The 18995-nt window shown below is 48.4% G+C and carries 13 protein-coding genes; 6 read left to right on the forward strand and 7 right to left on the reverse strand.

Features of this window, described 5'->3' with window-relative positions:
- Window positions 1–42: 42 nt before the first annotated feature.
- A complete protein-coding gene (locus C233_RS0100195) occupies window positions 43–1017 on the reverse strand; it encodes a polyprenyl synthetase family protein (protein ID WP_018665589.1) in 975 nt (324 codons plus the stop codon).
- A gap of 86 nt (window positions 1018–1103) precedes the next feature.
- On the opposite strand from C233_RS0100195, the gene polA reads away from it, so the two are divergent.
- The 6 genes from polA (at window position 1104) to lgt (ending at window position 8738) form a co-directional block, all read left to right on the forward strand.
- Window positions 1104–3965 carry a DNA polymerase I gene (polA, locus tag C233_RS0100200; protein ID WP_018665590.1) on the forward strand — a complete coding sequence of 954 codons (2862 nt, stop codon included), beginning with the start codon at window positions 1104–1106 and terminating at the stop codon, window positions 3963–3965.
- Window positions 3966–4243: 278 nt separating this feature from the next.
- Window positions 4244–4627 carry a DUF3836 domain-containing protein gene (locus C233_RS0100210; RefSeq protein WP_018665592.1) on the forward strand — a complete coding sequence of 128 codons (384 nt, stop codon included), beginning with the start codon at window positions 4244–4246 and terminating at the stop codon, window positions 4625–4627.
- Between the two features lie 173 nt (window positions 4628–4800).
- On the forward strand, window positions 4801–5427 hold the full coding sequence (locus tag C233_RS0100215) for an HD domain-containing protein (RefSeq protein WP_018665593.1): 627 nt from the start codon (window positions 4801–4803) through the stop codon (window positions 5425–5427).
- 55 nt (window positions 5428–5482) lie between these two features.
- Window positions 5483–6586 carry a redox-regulated ATPase YchF gene (gene ychF / locus C233_RS0100220; RefSeq protein WP_018665594.1) on the forward strand — a complete coding sequence of 368 codons (1104 nt, stop codon included), beginning with the start codon at window positions 5483–5485 and terminating at the stop codon, window positions 6584–6586.
- 275 nt (window positions 6587–6861) lie between these two features.
- The gene (locus C233_RS0100225) at window positions 6862–7806 is read left to right on the forward strand and encodes a ketopantoate reductase family protein (protein WP_018665595.1); all 945 of its coding nucleotides are present in this window, start codon (window positions 6862–6864) and stop codon (window positions 7804–7806) included.
- Window positions 7807–7859: 53 nt separating this feature from the next.
- The gene (gene lgt, locus C233_RS0100230) at window positions 7860–8738 is read left to right on the forward strand and encodes a prolipoprotein diacylglyceryl transferase (RefSeq protein ID WP_018665596.1); all 879 of its coding nucleotides are present in this window, start codon (window positions 7860–7862) and stop codon (window positions 8736–8738) included.
- Between the two features lie 389 nt (window positions 8739–9127).
- Here lgt and mutS read toward each other — a convergent pair whose 3' ends face one another.
- The 6 genes from mutS to C233_RS0100265 all read right to left on the reverse strand — a co-directional run bounded on the left by mutS (window position 9128) and on the right by C233_RS0100265 (window position 18943).
- Window positions 9128–11743 (reverse strand): DNA mismatch repair protein MutS, encoded by a 2616-nt coding sequence (mutS, locus tag C233_RS0100240; protein ID WP_018665598.1) that lies wholly within the window; start codon window positions 11741–11743, stop codon window positions 9128–9130.
- A 401-nt stretch (window positions 11744–12144) separates the two neighbouring features.
- Window positions 12145–13785, reverse strand: a complete 1641-nt coding sequence (locus tag C233_RS0100245; RefSeq protein WP_025068874.1) for a tetratricopeptide repeat protein — start codon at window positions 13783–13785, stop codon at window positions 12145–12147.
- A 14-nt stretch (window positions 13786–13799) separates the two neighbouring features.
- Window positions 13800–14810: a hypothetical protein gene (locus tag C233_RS0100250; protein WP_018665600.1), complete on the reverse strand. Its 1011-nt coding sequence runs from the start codon at window positions 14808–14810 to the stop codon at window positions 13800–13802.
- A gap of 113 nt (window positions 14811–14923) precedes the next feature.
- A complete protein-coding gene (locus C233_RS0100255; protein ID WP_039747084.1) occupies window positions 14924–16057 on the reverse strand; it encodes a toxin-antitoxin system YwqK family antitoxin in 1134 nt (377 codons plus the stop codon).
- A 437-nt stretch (window positions 16058–16494) separates the two neighbouring features.
- The gene (locus C233_RS0100260) at window positions 16495–17574 is read right to left on the reverse strand and encodes a trypsin-like peptidase domain-containing protein (RefSeq protein WP_018665602.1); all 1080 of its coding nucleotides are present in this window, start codon (window positions 17572–17574) and stop codon (window positions 16495–16497) included.
- A gap of 25 nt (window positions 17575–17599) precedes the next feature.
- On the reverse strand, window positions 17600–18943 hold the full coding sequence (locus C233_RS0100265) for a hypothetical protein (protein WP_018665603.1): 1344 nt from the start codon (window positions 18941–18943) through the stop codon (window positions 17600–17602).
- Between the last annotated feature and the right edge of the window lie 52 nt (window positions 18944–18995).

The following is an 18995-nucleotide window of genomic DNA, read 5'->3' on the forward strand; positions in this document are numbered from 1 at the left end:
AGTGTTTCCTGCCGGGCTGTTCTTATTATATCGGGAACGGAGTTACTTTTCGCGCTCCACCACGTAGTCGAGATAACAGATAAGCGCTCTCTTAACATCCGTATCTTCCATGGAAGCCAGCAACGAGAGCGCTTTTTCCTTGAAGCCCAGCATGGCTTTCACGGCGTATTCGATGCCTCCATGCTCCTTAGTAAACTCGATTAACCGGCCTATTTCGTCGGTCGTTGCCGTTCCGTTCTTCACCTTTACGGCAATCTCCTCCGCCTGCCTGTCACGCGTCGAGTTAAGGGCATAAAGCGCCGGCAAGGTCAGTTTTCCTTCCAGCATATCGTTACCGGTAGGCTTACCGATTTCCTTGCTTTCATAATAATCGAATATGTCGTCCTTAATCTGAAAACAAAGACCGATATATTCTCCGAATAAACGTGCATATTCCGCCTTTTCATCGCTGGCTCCGACCGAGAGCGCACCGGCTTTCATACAGGCGGCGAACAGCACGGCCGTTTTCTTACGGATAACATCGAAGTAAATATCCTCGGAGTACTCAGGATTGCTGACATTAGAGAGCTGCAACAACTCCCCTTCCGCCAAATCCTGCCCCAGGTTGGAAACGACATCGATAATAGCGTAGTTGCGTGTCATCCCTACCTCCACCAAAGCCGTTGCCAGCAGATAATCGCCCGTAAGCACCGCCACCTTATTGTTGAAAACGGCATTTACGGAGAGCTGCCCCCTGCGCTCGGTACTCTCGTCCACCACATCGTCGTGCACCAGGCTCGCCGTATGCAGAAGTTCCAAAGCAACCGCAGCATGGAGCGTTGCCGGACAAACCTCATCGTACAGCTTGGCGGCAAGCAGCACCAGGATAGGACGCATCATCTTCCCGTTCTTCTGCCGGATATGCGCAATCACACTATTCAACAAAAGATTAGAACTGGAAAGACAAGTATCAAAATGCTTTTTGAAGTCTTCCAATTCCGTAGAAATCGGGGATTTTATGAGGGATATACTGTCCATACATCACTATTTGAGTACAAAAATAGTAATAAAACGGTTAATACGGTATTTTTTTGTACTTTTACCATGAAAAAAAGGATAAATCTATGAATTCGACCGATAAACTTTTCCTGCTCGATGCCTACGCATTGATATACCGCGCTTATTATGCGTTCATCAAAAATCCGCGAATCAACTCCAAGGGATTCAACACTTCCGCTATCCTGGGGTTCGTAAATACTCTCGAAGAAGTGCTCAAAAAAGAGAATCCCACGCATATAGGGGTAGCTTTCGACCCTGCGGGACCCACATTCCGCCACGAAGCCTACGAGCAGTATAAGGCACAGCGGGAGGAAACGCCCGAGGCTATCCGCCTCTCCGTGCCTATTATCAAGGATATCATCCGCGCCTACCGCATCCCTATCCTGGAAGTGCCCGGCTACGAGGCCGACGATGTGATAGGTACGCTCGCCACGGAAGCCGGCAGGCAGGGCATCATCACTTATATGATGACTCCCGACAAGGATTACGGCCAATTAGTATCGGACAATGTGTTCATGTATCGTCCCAAGCATAGCGGCGGTTTCGAGGTCATGGGCATCGAAGAGATAAAAGCCAAATTCGATATCCGGTCTACAGAACAGGTAATCGACATGCTGGGGCTTATGGGCGACTCCTCCGACAACATCCCCGGCTGTCCGGGCGTGGGCGAGAAAACCGCACAGAAGCTGGTAGCGGAATTCGGCAGTATCGAAAACCTGCTTGCCCATACCGACCGGCTGAAAGGCGCACTGAAAACCAAAGTAGAGGCAAACCGCGAAATGATTGCTTTCTCCAAGTTCCTTGCAACTATCAAGACCGATGTTCCTATCAAGCTCGACATGAAAACACTCGTGCGCGAAGAACCGGACGAGGAGGAACTGCGCAAGATTTTCGAGGAACTGGAATTCCGTACGCTCATCGACCGTGTCCTAAAAAAAACGGGTACTCCCCTTCCCTCTCCTTCCCGCTCCGCCTCGTCCGACCCTTATGCCGGAACTCTGTTTGCCCAACCGGTAGCCGGCAGTGCAACTTCCGGAAACAACGCCCCCGTTCAAGGCGATTTGTTTGCAGATTTTGCGGACGAAGGGACGGGCGGCGCAAAAAATTCAAATCTCACGTGCTTAGAAATGCTCGATGTAGACTATCAACTAATTGATACAGAAGAAAAAAGGAAGGAAATTATTCAAAAGTTACTTACAACGGAAATTCTCTCGATAGATACCGAAACTACCGGAACCGAACCAATGGAAGCAGAATTGGTGGGAATGAGTTTCAGCGATACCGAAAACCGGGCTTACTATGTACCTGTCCCTGCCAATCGTGACGAGGCGTTAAAAATCGTAAACGAGTTCCGCCCCTTGTACGAAAACGAAAATTCCATGAAGGTAGGGCAAAATATCAAGTACGACATGATTGTCCTGCAAAATTATGGAGTGCAGGTAAAGGGGAAACTTTTCGATACCATGCTTGCCCATTATGTATTGCAACCGGAGCTTCGCCACAACATGGACTACCTGGCCGAAATCTACCTGCACTACCGCACTATCCACATCGACGAACTTATCGGGGCAAGAGGCAAGAACCAGAAGAATATGCGCGACCTTCCGCCGGAAGATGTGTACCGTTATGCCTGCGAAGATGCGGACGTTACACTGAAACTGAAGAACGTGCTCGAGAAGGAGTTGAAAGAGCAGTCTGCCGAACACCTCTTTTACGAAATCGAGATGCCGCTCGTACCGGTACTCGTAAACATCGAAAGCAACGGAGTACGTATCGATACGGAAGCCCTCAAACAGTCGTCCGAACATTTCACCGTCCGCTTGCAGGAAATCGAGAAAGAAATCTACGGGCTGGCGGGAGGCGAGACTTTCAACATCGCTTCTCCCAAACAAGTAGGCGAAGTATTGTTCGACAAACTCAAAATCGTAGAGAAAGCCAAAAAGACCAAGACCGGCCAGTACGTCACCTCCGAGGAGGTGCTCGAAAGCCTGCGGAACAAGCACGAAATCATCGGCAAGATACTCGAATACCGCGGATTGAAGAAACTGTTGAGCACTTATATCGACACACTGCCCCAACTGATAAATCCGCGTACAGGGCGTATCCATACCTCCTTCAACCAGGCGGTAACGGCAACCGGGCGGCTCAGCTCCAGCAACCCGAACCTGCAGAATATCCCTATCCGCGACGAGGACGGCAAGGAAATCCGCAAGGCTTTCATCCCCGACGACGGGTGCGAGTTCTTTTCCGCCGACTATTCCCAAATAGAACTGCGCATCATGGCACACCTGAGCCAGGACAAGAATATGATTGACGCTTTCCTCAGCGGCTACGACATCCATGCCGCCACTGCCGCCAAGATATATAAGATAGGTATCGACGAAGTAACCGCCGACATGCGCCGCAAAGCAAAAACAGCCAATTTCGGCATTATCTACGGCATCTCCGTTTTCGGACTGGCAGAGCGTATGAACGTTTCGCGTCAGGAAGCCAAAGAGCTTATCGACGGTTATTTCGAAACCTACCCGCAAGTCAAGGAATACATGGACAGAAGTATCCAGGTGGCACGCGAGAACGGATATGTAGAAACCATTTTCCACCGCAAACGCTTCCTGCCGGACATCAACTCACGAAATGCCGTAGTACGCGGCTATGCAGAGCGCAATGCTATCAACGCCCCTATCCAGGGAAGCGCCGCCGACATCATCAAAGTAGCCATGTCGCTCATCCACCAGCGCCTCCAAAGTAACAATCTGAAAGCAAAGATGATTTTACAGGTTCACGACGAACTGAATTTCAGCGTTCCGAAGGCGGAAAAAGAGATTATACAAAAAATTGTAATCGAGGAAATGGAACGGGCATATAGCATGCTCGTACCCCTGAAAGCCGATTGCGGGTGGGGAAAGAACTGGCTGGAGGCACACTAATACGGCTTATAACTTTATTTAACTTACAATCAGAAAGCAACGGAAGCAAGCGCTTTAAAAAACAGTTTGTTCTTCAAGGTATCCGGCATCTTCGCTGCCGGATATTTTTTGTTCATTAATCTTTCCAAAAAGAAAGCATACCGCATACTCGCATTATGACATATTGACAAAATAAATGCTTATTATTTTATTTATGTCAATTTATTATGTACATTTGTAGCGTAATCAATTACATTTTGATAGAAAATAGTAAGTATAACTCTTAAAAGCATAAAGCCATGAAAACTTTAAAAACTTTGATTTTATTCTCTTTTCTCTTTGTATGCGGAATGAGTGCATCGGCAAACAACAAAAGCAACCTCATTTACAATTCGGAAGAAGTAGACGGTTTGAAAGTTGCCGAGACTGTTTATAAAATGGACGGCAGCACGCTTGCCAACTATATGAAGTACAATTATAAGTACGACGACCAAAAACGCATGACAGAAAGCGAAGCCCTGAAATGGAGCTCCATAAAGAACACATGGACCAACGACATATGTATCCGCTATGCCTATCAAGGCAAATCGGTTACTACCACTTACTATAAATGGAACAGCAAAAAGAGTGCATACGTCCTTATTCCCGAAATGACGGTTACAATGGACAACCCTAATATGTAATCCGTACATCCGCCCTTATCCGATATACACTGCCGGCAACGAACCGGAAACTCTCCATAAACTGAAATCTTCCATAAACTAAAGAGCCGCGATACACACCGTATTCCGGCTCTTTTTGTACTTTTGCCTTCCGATAACTCGTATTTTTACCTTTCAATAAAGAACATGGCAATATGATACCCCAGGCACTTATCTGCTACATCGAAACAGAGATTATCCCCCGGTACGCACACTTCGACAAAGCGCACAACCTTCCGCATGTGCAGACGGTTATCCGAGAAAGCCTCGCACTTGCCAAGCTCTACCCCGAAGCCGACGAACGCCTCGTCTACACTATCGCCGCCTACCACGACACAGGGCTTTGCCGCGACCGTGCCACACACCACCTCGTCTCGGGAGAAATCATAGCGGCAGACGCCAACCTCCCCCAATGGTTCAGCAAGGAAGAAATAGAAATTATGCGTGAAGCCGTAGAAGACCACCGGGCGTCCACCGACCACGAGCCACGTAGCCTCTACGGTAAAATCGTAGCCGAAGCCGACCGCATCATAGACCCGGACACCACCCTGCGCCGTACCGTGCAATACGGATTGAAGCAAAATCCGGCAGCGGACGAGGCATGGCACTACCAACGGTTCTGCAAACACCTCACGGAAAAGTACGCTCCCGGCGGCTACCTGAAACTCTGGTTTCCCGACTCCAAGAACGCTGCACGGCTGAAAGAACTGCAAGCTATCATAGCAGACGGACAACGCCTAAGAAGCATTTTTCACCGGATGTTCGAAGAAGAGAAAAGATAAAAGACTATCTTTGCAGCCAATTAGCTGAATAATAACTAAAAAACAAGATATACTTATGGCATTAAAAGCAGGCATAGTAGGATTGCCCAACGTAGGGAAATCCACCCTTTTCAACTGTCTGTCCAGTGCGAAGGCACAGGCGGCAAACTTCCCTTTCTGTACTATCGACGCCCAAATGGGACAAGTGTCCGTACCCGATGAACGGCTGACCAAACTCGCCGAAATCGTACATCCGGGACGCATCGTACCCGCCGTATGCGACATCGTAGACATTGCCGGACTGGTGAAAGGCGCCAGCAAAGGCGAAGGGCTGGGCAACCAATTCCTGGGCAACATCCGCGAGTGCGACGCCATTATCCATGTGCTGCGTTGCTTCGACAACGGCAACATCGTACACGTAGACGGAAGCGTAGACCCCGTGCGCGATAAGGAAATCATCGATACCGAGCTTCAACTGAAAGACCTCGAAACGGTAGAAAACCGCATCAAGCGCGTAGAGAAAATAGCCAAAGTAGGCGGCGACAAAACGGCGAAAGTGGAATACGACCTCCTGCTCCGCTACAAAGATGCGCTGGAACAGGGACAGAGCGCCCGTACCGTGGCACTACAAAACGACGATGAGGAGCAATGCGCCAAGCAAATGTTCCTGCTTACCACCAAGCCGGTGCTCTACGTCTGCAACGTAGACGATGCGAGCGCCGCCACCGGCAACCCGTACGTGGAGCAGGTACGCCAGGCCATTCAAGGCGAAGACGCCCAGCTTATCATCATCTCCGCCCAGACCGAAGCCGACATTGCCGAGCTGGAAACTTACGAAGAAAAACAGATGTTCCTCGAAGACCTCGGACTGAAAGAAAGCGGATGCAACCGGCTGATTAAAGCTATCTACAGCCTGCTGAACCTCGAAACCTTCATCACCGCCGGCGAAATGGAAGTAAAGGCATGGACATATCGCAAAGGCTGGAAAGCCCCGCAATGCGCCGGCGTTATCCACACCGATTTCGAGAAAGGCTTTATCCGTGCAGAAGTCATCAAGTACGAAGACTATATAAAATACGGTAGCGAAGCCGCCGTGCGCGAAGCCGGAAAATTGGGCGTAGAAGGCAAGGAATATGTAGTGCAGGACGGAGACATCATGCACTTCCGCTTCAATGTGTAAACCGCATAAACCGGGAACAATCAGCACTTAGCCATGAGAAAAGACGGAATGCCAGCGTCTTCTTGAAAGCCCCGGTAAGAAACGGATTACCTTTTAAATATAAACGGATTGCTTTTTTTAAATAAACAAGCTGTTCTTAATTTAGAAACAAGCTGTTTTTTATAAAGAAACAAGCTGCCTTTTATAAAGAAACGGTTGCCTTTATAAAGAAGCAAGCTACCTTTTTATAAAGACAGAAAACCACGTCAAATAACAACTCGAATAACGAACCTCGAATGACAAACAATAATCTGAAATATCTCATTGCAGGCACAGGCGGTGTAGGCGGCAGCATTGCAGGCTTCCTCGCACTGGCAAAAAAAGACGTTACCTGCATTGCACGCGGCGAGCACCTTGCCGCCATACATGAGTACGGTTTGCGGTTACATTCCGACTTGAAGGGTAAGCATACACTGAAGATACCCGCTTATACCGCAGAAGAATATACCACCCTCGCCTCCTCCTCTGCCGAATACAAGGCAGACGTTATCTTCGTATGCGTCAAAGGCTATTCGGTAGATTCCATTACGGAGTTCATCAAACATGCCTCGCATGAAAACACGGTAGTCATCCCCATTCTGAACGTTTACGGCACAGGTCCGCGCATCCAGCGCCTGGTTCCCGGCGTAACGGTGCTGGACGGCTGCATCTACATCGTAGGATTCGTTTCGGGCAAAGGAGAAATCACGCAAATGGGAAAGATATTCCGCCTGGTTTACGGCGCACACAAAGACACCGTCGTTCCCCGTGAAACACTGGAAGCCGTACAGCGGGATTTGCAGGAGAGCGGCATCAAGGCCGAAATATCGCCCGACATCAACCGGGACACCTTCGTAAAATGGTCTTTCATCTCGGCTATGGCAGTAACCGGCGCCTACTACGACGTGCCTATGGGTGAAGTGCAGAAACCAGGCAAAGTGCGCGACACCTTTATCGGGCTCTCCCGGGAAAGCGCCGCACTGGGACGGAAACTGGGCATCCGCTTCGAGGAAGACATCGTAGAATACAACCTCAAGGTAATGGACAAACTCGCGCCCGAAAGCACCGCCTCCATGCAGAAAGACATGGCGAAAGGACATCAGAGCGAAGTGCAGGGATTGCTTTTCGATATGATTACGGCAGCCGAGGAGCAGGGACTCGACATCCCCACTTACAGAATGGTGGCAAAGAAGTTCGAATAATTTTATACCTTTGCCCGGAAACAACAAATCGAGTAACTTAATTCTTCATCAATATGCTAACTCTCCTCTCTATCAACTGGAATCCCGACCCGGAACTGTTCAACCTCTTCGGGAGCCTCCCAATCCGCTACTACGGCCTGTTATGGGTTGTAGGTATCGCCCTTGCCTACGTAATCGTACACCGCCAGTACCACGACCGGAAAATCGACGAAAAGACGTTCGAGCCACTGTTTTTCTATTGCTTCTTCGGCATCCTGATAGGAGCGAGATTAGGGCACTGCCTGTTCTACCAGCCGGATTACTACCTGCACCACTTCTGGGAGATGATACTCCCCGTGAAATTCCTGCCGGACGGCGGCTGGAAATGGACGGGCTACGAAGGGCTTGCCAGCCACGGCGGTACGCTGGGACTGATTATCGCCCTGTGGATGTACTGCCGCAAGACAAAGATGCACTACATGGACGTGCTGGATATGATAGCCGTAGCCACCCCTATCACCGCCTGCTGTATCCGCCTTGCCAACCTGATGAACTCCGAAATTATCGGCAAGCCCGCCGATGTGCCCTGGGCATTCGTTTTCGAGCGGGTAGATATGCAGCCCCGGCATCCGGCACAGCTTTACGAGGCAATAGCCTACTTCATCTTCTTCCTGGGCATGGTATATCTGTACAAGCGGGGAATGAAAAACCGGAAAGAGCAGGCGGCAGGAAAAACCGCAGCGGTTACCCTACCCTACCACCGCGGCTTTTTCTTCGGGCTCTGCCTGACGGAAATATTTATCTTCCGCTTCTTCGTGGAGTTCCTGAAAGAAGAACAGGTGGACTTCGAAAAAACCATGGCACTCAACATGGGGCAATGGCTCAGCATTCCGTTCATACTCATCGGGCTTTACTTCATGTTCTTCTACGGTAAGAAAACGGCAGGAAAATAATCCTTCCGCAACAAGGAAAAAGTTTCAAGGCATGAAACAGTTAGTTTTCTTAGGGAAAACTGCCGGTTTCATGCCTTGAAACTTTTTGTTTTCCCCTTTGAAACACTTTGTTTTCCCCTTTGAAACACTTTGTTTTCCCCTTTGAAACACTTTGTTTTCCCCCTTTGGAACACTTCGTTCCCCCTTTGGAACACTTTGTTTTCCCCCTTTGGAACACTTTGTTTTCCCCCTTTGGAACACTTCGTTCCCCCTTTGGAACACTTTGTTTTCCCCCTTTGGAACACTTTGTTTTCCCCCTTTGGAACACTTCGTTCCCCCGTAAGGAAACGGCAGTTCCGCACAGGGGAAACTTCCGTTTCCTCATGGGGAAACCCGGCTCGCGCCGCGGGTCATTTCCCTTTTACTATCCGCTTTATATCATTCAGCTTGTTCAGCGCTTCGAGCGGTGTCAGGTTATTTACATCCAGGTTCAGTATCTCGTCGCGTATCTGGCACAATACCGGGTCGTCGAGCTGGAAGAAACTGAGCTGCATGCCGCCGCGCTTCTCTCCCACTTCCGCCATAGGCTTGCCCGATATACCCTGCTGGCGGTTGTCCGCTTCAAGCTGTTTCAGGATGTCGTCGGCACGCTTCACGATACTCTTGGGCATACCCGCCATTTTAGCTACGTGGATACCGAAGGAGTGTTCGCTGCCGCCGCGCTCCAATTTGCGCAGGAAGATAACCTTATTGTCTACTTCCTTCACCGACACGTTGTAGTTCTTGATACGCTTGAAGGATTTCTCCATTTCATTCAGCTCATGGTAGTGCGTGGCAAAAAGGGTACGGGCTTTGGCGCGGGGATGTTCGTGGATGTACTCCACAATAGCCCATGCAATGGAGATACCGTCGTACGTGGAAGTACCGCGTCCCAACTCGTCGAAAAGCACCAGGCTGCGGGAAGAAAGGTTGTTCAGTATGTCCGCCGCCTCGTTCATCTCCACCATGAACGTAGACTCACCCAAAGAGATGTTGTCGCTGGCTCCTACACGGGTAAATATCTTGTCTACCAATCCTATGTGCGCACTCTCCGCCGGAACGAAACTGCCGATTTGCGCCATAAGCGTAATCAAGGCAGTCTGACGGAGCAGCGCAGACTTACCCGCCATGTTGGGACCGGTGATAATGATAATCTGCTGTGTGCTGCTATCCAGCATCACATCGTTGGCTATGTACTTCTCTCCTATCGGAAGCTGCTTTTCGATAACCGGATGACGCCCCTGGTGTATCTCCAACACTTCGTCATCGGAGATTACCGGACGGATGTAATTGTTGGCGCGGGCGGCGGTGGCAAAGGAAAGCAGGCAGTCCAGACGCGCTATCTGATTGGCATTGACCTGGATAGCGGGAATAAAACCGTTCAGGGAGCGTACCAGCTCCGTATAAAGCTGTGTTTCCAGTATCAGTATCTTGTCCTCAGCGCCGAGTATCTTCTCTTCGTATTCTTTCAGCTCTTGTGTAATGTAACGTTCGGCATTAACCAGGGTCTGCTTGCGAATCCACTCCTGCGGCACTTTGTCCTTGTGCACGTTGCGCACCTCGATGTAATAACCGAAAACGTTGTTGTAACCGATTTTCAAGCTGGGAATGCCCGTCAGCTCGCTTTCGCGCTGCTGTACCTGCAACAGATAATCCTTGCCGGAATAAGCTATGCGGCGCAGCTCGTCCAGCTCGGCATTTACGCCGGATTTTATCACGCCGCCCTTGTTGATGAGCAACGGAGGGTCGTTGTTGATTTCCTTGTCGATACGGTCGCGGATAGTCCGGCAGATATCCAACTGCTCGCCGATGCGGTTCAAGCTGGCGTTATCGGCATCCATACAGGCTTCTTTAATAGGCTCGATAGCCTGCAAAGCGACTTTCAGGGCAACCACCTCACGCGGAGAAACGCGCCCTACGGCTACTTTGGAGATGATACGCTCCAAATCGCCTATCAGGTGCAACTGCTCTTCGATAAGCTCCTTGAAGTCGGGATTGCGGAAGAAATATTCTACTACATCCAGCCGTTCGTTGATAGGCTGCACGTCTTTCAAGGGGAATACCAGCCAGCGTTTCAGCAGGCGGGCTCCCATTGGGCTGATAGTCTTGTCTATCACGTTCAGCAAGCTGCTGCCGCCGTCGTTCATGCTGCCCATTAGCTCCAGGCTGCGCACCGTAAACTTATCCAGGCGCACGTACTTATCTTCTTCTATACGTGCCAGCGAAGTGATGTGCCCTATCTGCGTATGCTGCGTCATGACGAGGTATTGCAGGATAGCTCCCGAAGCTATGATACCGTTCTTTAGGTGTTCCACGCCGAAACCCTTCAAGTTTTTAACCTCGAAATGCTTCAACAGCTTCTCGCGTGCCGTGTTTTCCGTAAATACCCAGTCTTCCAACTCGAATGTAAAGAATTTGCTGCCGAAATTACCCTCGAACATACCCCGGCGGCCGCGTTCAAAAAGTACTTCCTTCGGGGCAAAGTTGTTCAGCAGCTTATCCACATAGTCGAAAGGTCCTTCCGCTGTCAGGAACTCGCCGGTAGAGATATCCAAAAATGCCACTCCGCAAGCGCCTTTGCCGAAGTGCACGGCAGCGAGGAAGTTGTTCTCCCGGTAATTCAGCACATTGTCGTTAATGGACACGCCGGGCGTTACCAGCTCGGTGATGCCGCGCTTCACCAGTTTCTTGGTGAGCTTCGGGTCTTCCAACTGGTCGCAAATGGCTACACGCCTGCCCGCACGTATCAGCTTGGGCAGGTACGTATCGAGTGCATGGTGGGGAAAGCCTGCCATTTCAATCGTTTTTCCCTTGCCATTGGCACGTTTTGTCAGGGTAATGCCTAATATTTCAGAAGCTACGACAGCATCGGTGGAATAAGTTTCATAGAAGTCGCCACAACGAAACAGCATGACGGCATCGGGATGTTTTGCCTTCAAATCAAGGAACTGTTTCATCATCGGGGTAAGGACAATATCTTCGTGCATACAGGTCTATCTTTGTCGAACACAGAGGCACGGAGGCACAGAGTTCTTTGTACAGAGAGTCTCCTTATAGAACCGGAATTAAAAAACTCTGTGCTTCCGTGCCTCTGTATTCATTAATTAATGTCACAAAGATAATCCTTTTTTAGAAAATACGTATGTAGAGGGTTTAAATCCTTAGTAAGCCTTAACAAAGTGGATATTTTTGCTAAAACGTGTTATAAAACACACTTTTTTATTTGTTTTATTTGGAAATTTCCCGAAAGTCCGTACCTTTGCAATGTGTTTTTCATAGTATTAGATTTAAGGTTAACAAAGGTTGGAGTACAGCGGTACTCCTTTTTTTATGCCCGTACGCCCGATATACGCATCTGCAACGCATATATCTATATATGGGCAAAGTGCTAAAACCGGCGTAAAAGTTCTTCGAGCGTCACACCGCTGTCTGCTTTCATCTTCTCCATACGGATACGTTTCAGGCGTTTCTTTACCGAATCTTTTTCCAGGTGCATGACTTGCGACATTTCCGATTGGGACAATTGCATCTTCACCATACAGCAGTAACGCAGGTCTTCCTTATTCAGGGCAGGATAGCATTGTTGCAGCCGTTTGGTGAAACCGTCGAAAATAATATCCGCATTCTGCACGATATCATTCCAATCCGTGTCCGACAGCAGGATGTTGCTCCCCTTTTCTATCTCCTGGACGATGCGCCGGTTCAGCCGCCTGAAGAAAGTCTCTTTCAGCCGGGCTTCTTTCTGTTCCATTTCGGCCATAAGCCGGAGGTTCTCGGTACTTGCTTTCCGTTGTTGGTGCAACTCTTCCTGCTGGCTGACGAGCTGGCTATGCTGCTGTACCAACCGGCGGCGATTACGCCGGTAGAAGAAGTAAACGGTGCTTGCTATCCACAACGACAACAAGGACAGGGTGGCCATAAAATATACCTTACTCTGTCTTTCGGTCGCCTGAATACGCCAATAAAGATTTTCAACGGATAACTGCTCGTGCCTGTAGAGTTCCTGCAATGCAATGGCTTCTGCCGTGTGGCGTTGTTTCTTCAAACTATCTGCCAGTACGGTGAAATGTGTCAGGAGGGTATAGGCATCGGCCGCCCGTCCCATTTTAGAATAGACTCCGGACATGTGGTTGTAAGCATCGGCCTGCGTTGCCAGGTCCGGGCTTACGACGGCCTTACAGAAATAGTGGTAAGCCGAATCGTATTGTCCCAAATTCCCGAACAAATCCACTTTATCGGCATAGAAGCTGAGAATGGCAAGGGTGTCTTTACGTGGACGCAACCCGACGGCTTTATCGATATATTCCAATGCTTTCTTATGTTCTCCCATTTTGGCATAGATACTGCCCAAATCGGTATATACATGGGTCAGTTGCGACGGCAGGGAGTCCGTTATCGCCGCATCGTAGGCGGCCTGCGCATAGTAAAGAGCACTGTCGAGCTCGTTTAGGAAGTAGTAACCGGTAGCGATATCGCATAGCGCCAGGTTTTTATAAAACGCATTATTCAGCCGTAGCGCCGCATTCAGTGCTTCCTTGGAATAACGCATCTTGCCCGAATATTCTCCCTGTTTCAGGCAGACGACGCCCAGCCAGGTGTTTACCCTGTAAAGTTGTTCGTCATTGCCGCTCCCTTGCAAGAAAAGCAGTGCTTCCAGAAAAGACTGCATGGCATCGTCCATACGGTACAGCCGCCTGTCCAGATGTGCTTTGCAATACAATGCCCGCTCGGCATAAAGCGAGTCTCCCGATTTGCTGAAGTACTCGATAGCCGGTAGCAGCAATGTATCGGTTGCCGCATTCAACCGCTGTTTCCGGTGCATGGCTTCGGAAAGCAGCAAGGCATAAAGTGCATAGTCGCGGTCGGAAAGACTGTTCTGCGGCTCTCTGATTCCTTGCATCACCACAATGGCGCTGTCCGTTTCTTTCTCTGTCATCAGTTTCTCTGCCAGCATCACCCGGCGGTCGGGGGCACATGCCGCCAGGAGCGTGCTCCACAAAACAATCGAAATAATATGCTTATACTTCATCAATTTAAAATTTATCATTCATAAGAGTCCATCAACACTTCGCCGGTTTCTCCATGAATGAGTATCACTCTCGCTTTGTCCGGCTGTACAGAGTCGCGTACATCGATTTCCCATACGGGCAAGTCCCTGCTTGCATCCACGTAACGGTTCACGCTGACGTGCGTCGTATCCGACAGGTTTATATTACGCAATTCGGCAAATATATGAATATCTCTCCATGTGTACAGAAAAGTATGTTCCTTTTCTGTCTGTCCGGACGAATCCGTTTCCTGCCCCACCCGCGAAGGAGCGGAACGAGAGGTTTCATTCCGCAGCGGTGTACAAACGGTCGCTATCGGATAAATCTTCTTAACGACTCCCCAACCCAGGCAGCCGTCCGCCAAGTCTATTTTCAGATAAGCGCCCTGCAAACCGCTGAGCTGCCGGGCTATATGGGGAGATACGTTGATACGCGTATATCCCTCTCCTTCCACGAACAGCTCGCCGTATGAAAAAGTGTTCAGCAGCAGGGAAGCGGAGTAGCGTGAAAGAAAAGATTTAGGTTTACGGTCGTGTATCTCAACGCCGGCAATTCTGTAATCGCGCGGTTTATCGCTGGAGGTATAACGTGCATTCAGCCAAAAAAGGGAAACGACCGCTACGTTCGTACACAATGCCAGCAGAGCCGTTCCCCAGAAAAAACCGTACAGGATGTTTTTCCAGAACCACTTCCCTCCCCTTTCCTTGTTCTTGTCTTTGCGGAGATAAACATACGACATCCAGCCGCATATGCCGGTTACGAGCAATACGGAACATACAGCTGTATTCAAATTCCGGTAACTGCCCGTAGAGAAAGCCGTACGCAGCAGCCACTCCTCTTCCGGATGCCATGCCCGGCAATGCAGCAGAAACAATACAACTATTGCCGGAACAAGGATTTTCCACGATGCAATCCCGCCTTTCCGTCCGGCAAGCCGGACCCGTATCTTTTCTTCACTGCGTTGCCGCCCGAGCTTGTTTCTCGCTCTTCGTTCCTTTTTATTCATATCATGACAGTCAGGGATATGGCTACCGCTCCATTTCTTGCAATTCCTTACATATTTTACCGGATAGGATATGGCAATGCCCGCATCACAAGTTCGTATTCATCTGTTATCGTTTATTTGGTTTCTTCCCACTCTTTCTCCAATTTACCGTCTATATCATATCGTTTCCAACGGCCTACACGTCTGCCGTTATGATATTCACCCGTTTCGCGAATACGGTCGTTCTTTACATAACGAGACTCGAACGGTCCCGATTGCCGTCCATTCACGTAATCGGACACTTCCCAATAGTCATAGCGACTGGTCGTTACCAACCGGCGTACTTTACCATGCAAACGGTCGTAACGGTAGGTGGCTTCATAAACGAGCTCTCCGTTATTGGAATCGTATTCGCGGTAAAGACCGTCCTTACGGTCGGCTTTCATATAGAATTCCCGGTTACGGGTACCCGTACTGCGGTTATAAGATATATGCAATCCCTCTTCCTTACCGCCGGCATACGTCTGCACCGTCAACGTATCGCCGCTTCCGGCGAACTCTATCCAGCGTCCGTCCTTAAGACCATTTTTATAATGTCCCAGCACATGCGGCAGTCCGAAAGTGAATATAGAGGAGTAATCGCCGTCTTTCCGGCCGTATTCGTCGTAATATTCCGTTTCATACAATTCATACGTGCCTTTCAAGAAAGTGAACTGCTTACCTACCTGTTTGCCGTCTTTATAGGTATGGTCTCTGCGCAGAGTACCGTCCGGGTCGTAAGCCAGTTCTTTTCCGTCCTGTTTGCCGTTGCTATAATTTACCTCGCGTTCTATCCGGCCGGTGGTATAGTAGGTTCTGTGAGCGCCGTCCAGTTTAGCGTCTTTATAAGATTTTTCTTCCTTTACACGACCCTCGCTGTCGTACGTCTTGAATACACCGTTTTTTCTGCCTTCCTTGTAAGCGCCTTCGCATAGCAGCTTGCCATATTCGTATTCTTCGTACTTGCCGTTATAAAAGCCGTCTTTGAACTCCGCCCGGATATAGGCAGAATGATAACCGTCGATAATACGGCGGTCTCCATTCAACGGACTTTCCGTCGTCAAATCGCGGAAAAGAATACGTCCGTCGCCTACATTAATGGCTGACACCTGCTCGATAGAATATTCCTTCTGAGCCTGTGCAACGACAGGCAAAAGCAGCAAAAAAGAAAGCGATATCCAATATTTACTCATTGCAACCGCTTTTAAAATCCGACTTTCATTTTTCATAATCATTACTTTTTATTTTAGTTGGAACGACCGTATGGCATACCGGCAAATTCATAGGGCAAAAATAGAACATAGGTGCTAAACAAGAAAACAGACGAGGGGTATAATTGAAGAAGTAGCCCCATTACTTAAGTAATTATTAAACAGCTATTTATTATTTTAAACGAACGGGTAAACAAGGGTATATTTATATTAAAAACCGTTTTTACCGCCGTTTTCTATAACAAACGGGACAAAAGAGAAAATCTGCGTCTGCTTCACGCTTCTCCGTTCTTGGATTTCCATATTTCCCTTATTTACACGATGTATTTTCCGACCGGTAGAGAAATGCCATTCCTCTCACCGACCGGATTCTTTTTAAGATGTACCGCTATTTCATATCTGACCGTATCCGGACGACAGCGCTGCTATCCGGTCTATAAATACAGATTTCGATGTTATTCCTCCTGCTTGGAGTATTCCGAAAATTCGCATCCGAAGCGCTCTACCAGCATATTATCCATATCATCGGCCTTTAAGGCGAGATTTACCAGATTTTTACGGATTTCATCCTCCGATTCTTCGGTAAGGTCGGACAGGTGGATGCGATAAGCCATATAAATCTGACGTCCCTCGATGCCCAGTTTATAGGGAGCGAAATTCTCGCTCAGGATATAGTCCAATACACGCTCCACTTCTTTCTTAGGCAATAGGTTAATAGGAGAAACAGCGAACAGATATGTATTCTCATACACAAAAATACGAATTTCCGAACTTCCCTTATGGAAAGTCCACGAATCGTAACCGTCCCGTGCAAGGATAGGATTGACCCCCATTTCGGTAATAGCCTGTTCGCAGAATGTGCTCAATTGTGACTGTTCGCGTTCCGAGAAAACCCCTTCAGGCAATTTTTCACCGCAGGAAGGACAGAATTCTTCTTCCTCCGATATCAGTTCGTCGCAACTGTCACACTGTACTTGAAATGTGTTGCGGTCGATGTCGTCAATAGACTCCAATAGTTTGCGCAGAGTCTCTACACGCACACCGAATCCCATATTATCCGCATTGGCGAACTTACTTACCGTTACTCCGACCACTTCATTGTTTTCATTGAAGATAGGACCGCCCGAATTGCCGGGATTTACAGCGGCATCGGTCTGAATATAGTATTTCCCCTCCATAAGCTGTTTGGGAGAAGATACCGAACCTTCGGTCACTGTAAAAGGCATACCGTAAGGATAACCTGCTACACTGACTCTCCCGCCGATAGCCAACGAATCGTCTGCGGCCAAATTCAACTCGGGAAGAGACGAGAAATCTCCGTCCACAGCCAGCAAGGCAATATCCAGAGAAGGATTTACGAGTACCACTTTGGCAAGGTAAGGATTCCGGTCGTTATCATGTATGGCAACGGTATGAAATCCGTTCACCACATGATAGTTCGTTACGAAAAGATTATAAGATTTCAGATAAAAACAACTTCCGGACCCACCGGCATGCGTTACCTTATATACGAGTTTATAAATATTCCTATCCATAATATATAGTTTAGATGCTATTAAATCAATTCATAAAATTTCCCATTATCTTCTTCTGCATTTCAAGCACCAGGCGGGAATACTCTTCCATATTACCGCTCATCATAGCTTCGGCCATTTTCTGTTGCAGCTCTTGTATGTCATCGCTGCCCATAGTTTCGGCCATTTTCTGCTGTGCCTGGGCTACAGACTCTCCCATTGCTCCTATGGCCTGTTGCATCTGTTCCATACCGGCAGTAAAGTCCATTTCATCATCATCATTCAGGTCGCCCTCCATAATCTTATCCATAGCATCGTAAAGAATTTCGGAAGCCTTCTCCACGGACTGATTGCCCGCCTTCTTCAACGCTTTCGCTATAATGGCATTTATATCGTTCTGTACATCATTATAGAAGTAAGCTTCATAGAAGATATAAAGCAAACGTACTGCACTGCGTTCGTAATTCTCCGATTGGATAGCTTCGGTAGCTTCCTTATAGACATTTGCAAAGTTCTCTTGCATATTCTTCAATGAGGAACGGTGTTTCGTAGATACCAGCATATCCACGAAATAAAGGTCTTCCGCTAATTTCTCTTTCGGAACGGCAAGCAGCTTTTCGAGGAAAGCCCTTCCCTTTGCCACAACTTCTTCCGTAGGCAGGTCGGCATCCATATCGTTCACAGCTTTGTCGAGGTCGTTCAACAATTGTCCCTGGGGATGTGCGAAATAAGAAATCTGATAAAAAGTTGTGTCCAATACATTCCACGAATAACCGTAACGGCGGTCGACACTGTATTCCTTAAGTGCTTCCAGGGTTTCGCGCCCTAATGTTTGTATACCTTCATAAATGCGGTCTATTTCTTCCTGCGGATAAGGAATCACTTGCGGTTCGTAACAACGGACAGCTCCGAACTTCGTACAGAATTCGTCATCGTACTTATCGCCGACATGACAAATGTTTTGAAGTACGAAATACATCTTATGCGGATGACTTTGTGAAAGCGGACAAGTATATTCCATTCTCAACTTATCACCGTCTTTCACGAAACAAGGTAACAGCAGTTTGTTCAGGTTCAGGTCGGCAACCTGGCGAAGCATGGCTACCCTACCCTTTTCCGGCAAATTCAGAAAATCGGCGTCTATACGGAAAAATCCGTCGGCAATACGGATGTGCACAAGGATAGAGCCGTGAGGAATATGGAATTCGGTACCGTCTGCATTACCATATTTAGTACGGAAACCGGTATTCAAATAGTCCAGCAGGCTATGGAAAGCCTGTACATACTCGCCCTGGTTATACAAATCCACACTCTGTTCATAAGCTTCGGTACGGACAGGGCTTTGTGTAGAATCAACTACGGGAGAAATAAAAGTAAATGTCTGTTTCATATCATAATATTATATTTAAAGAAAAAATAAAGAGCACACAACAGTTTATCGG

It is taken from the genome of Bacteroides gallinarum DSM 18171 = JCM 13658 (assembly GCF_000374365.1).
Taxonomy (GTDB): Bacteria; Bacteroidota; Bacteroidia; order Bacteroidales; family Bacteroidaceae; genus Bacteroides; species Bacteroides gallinarum.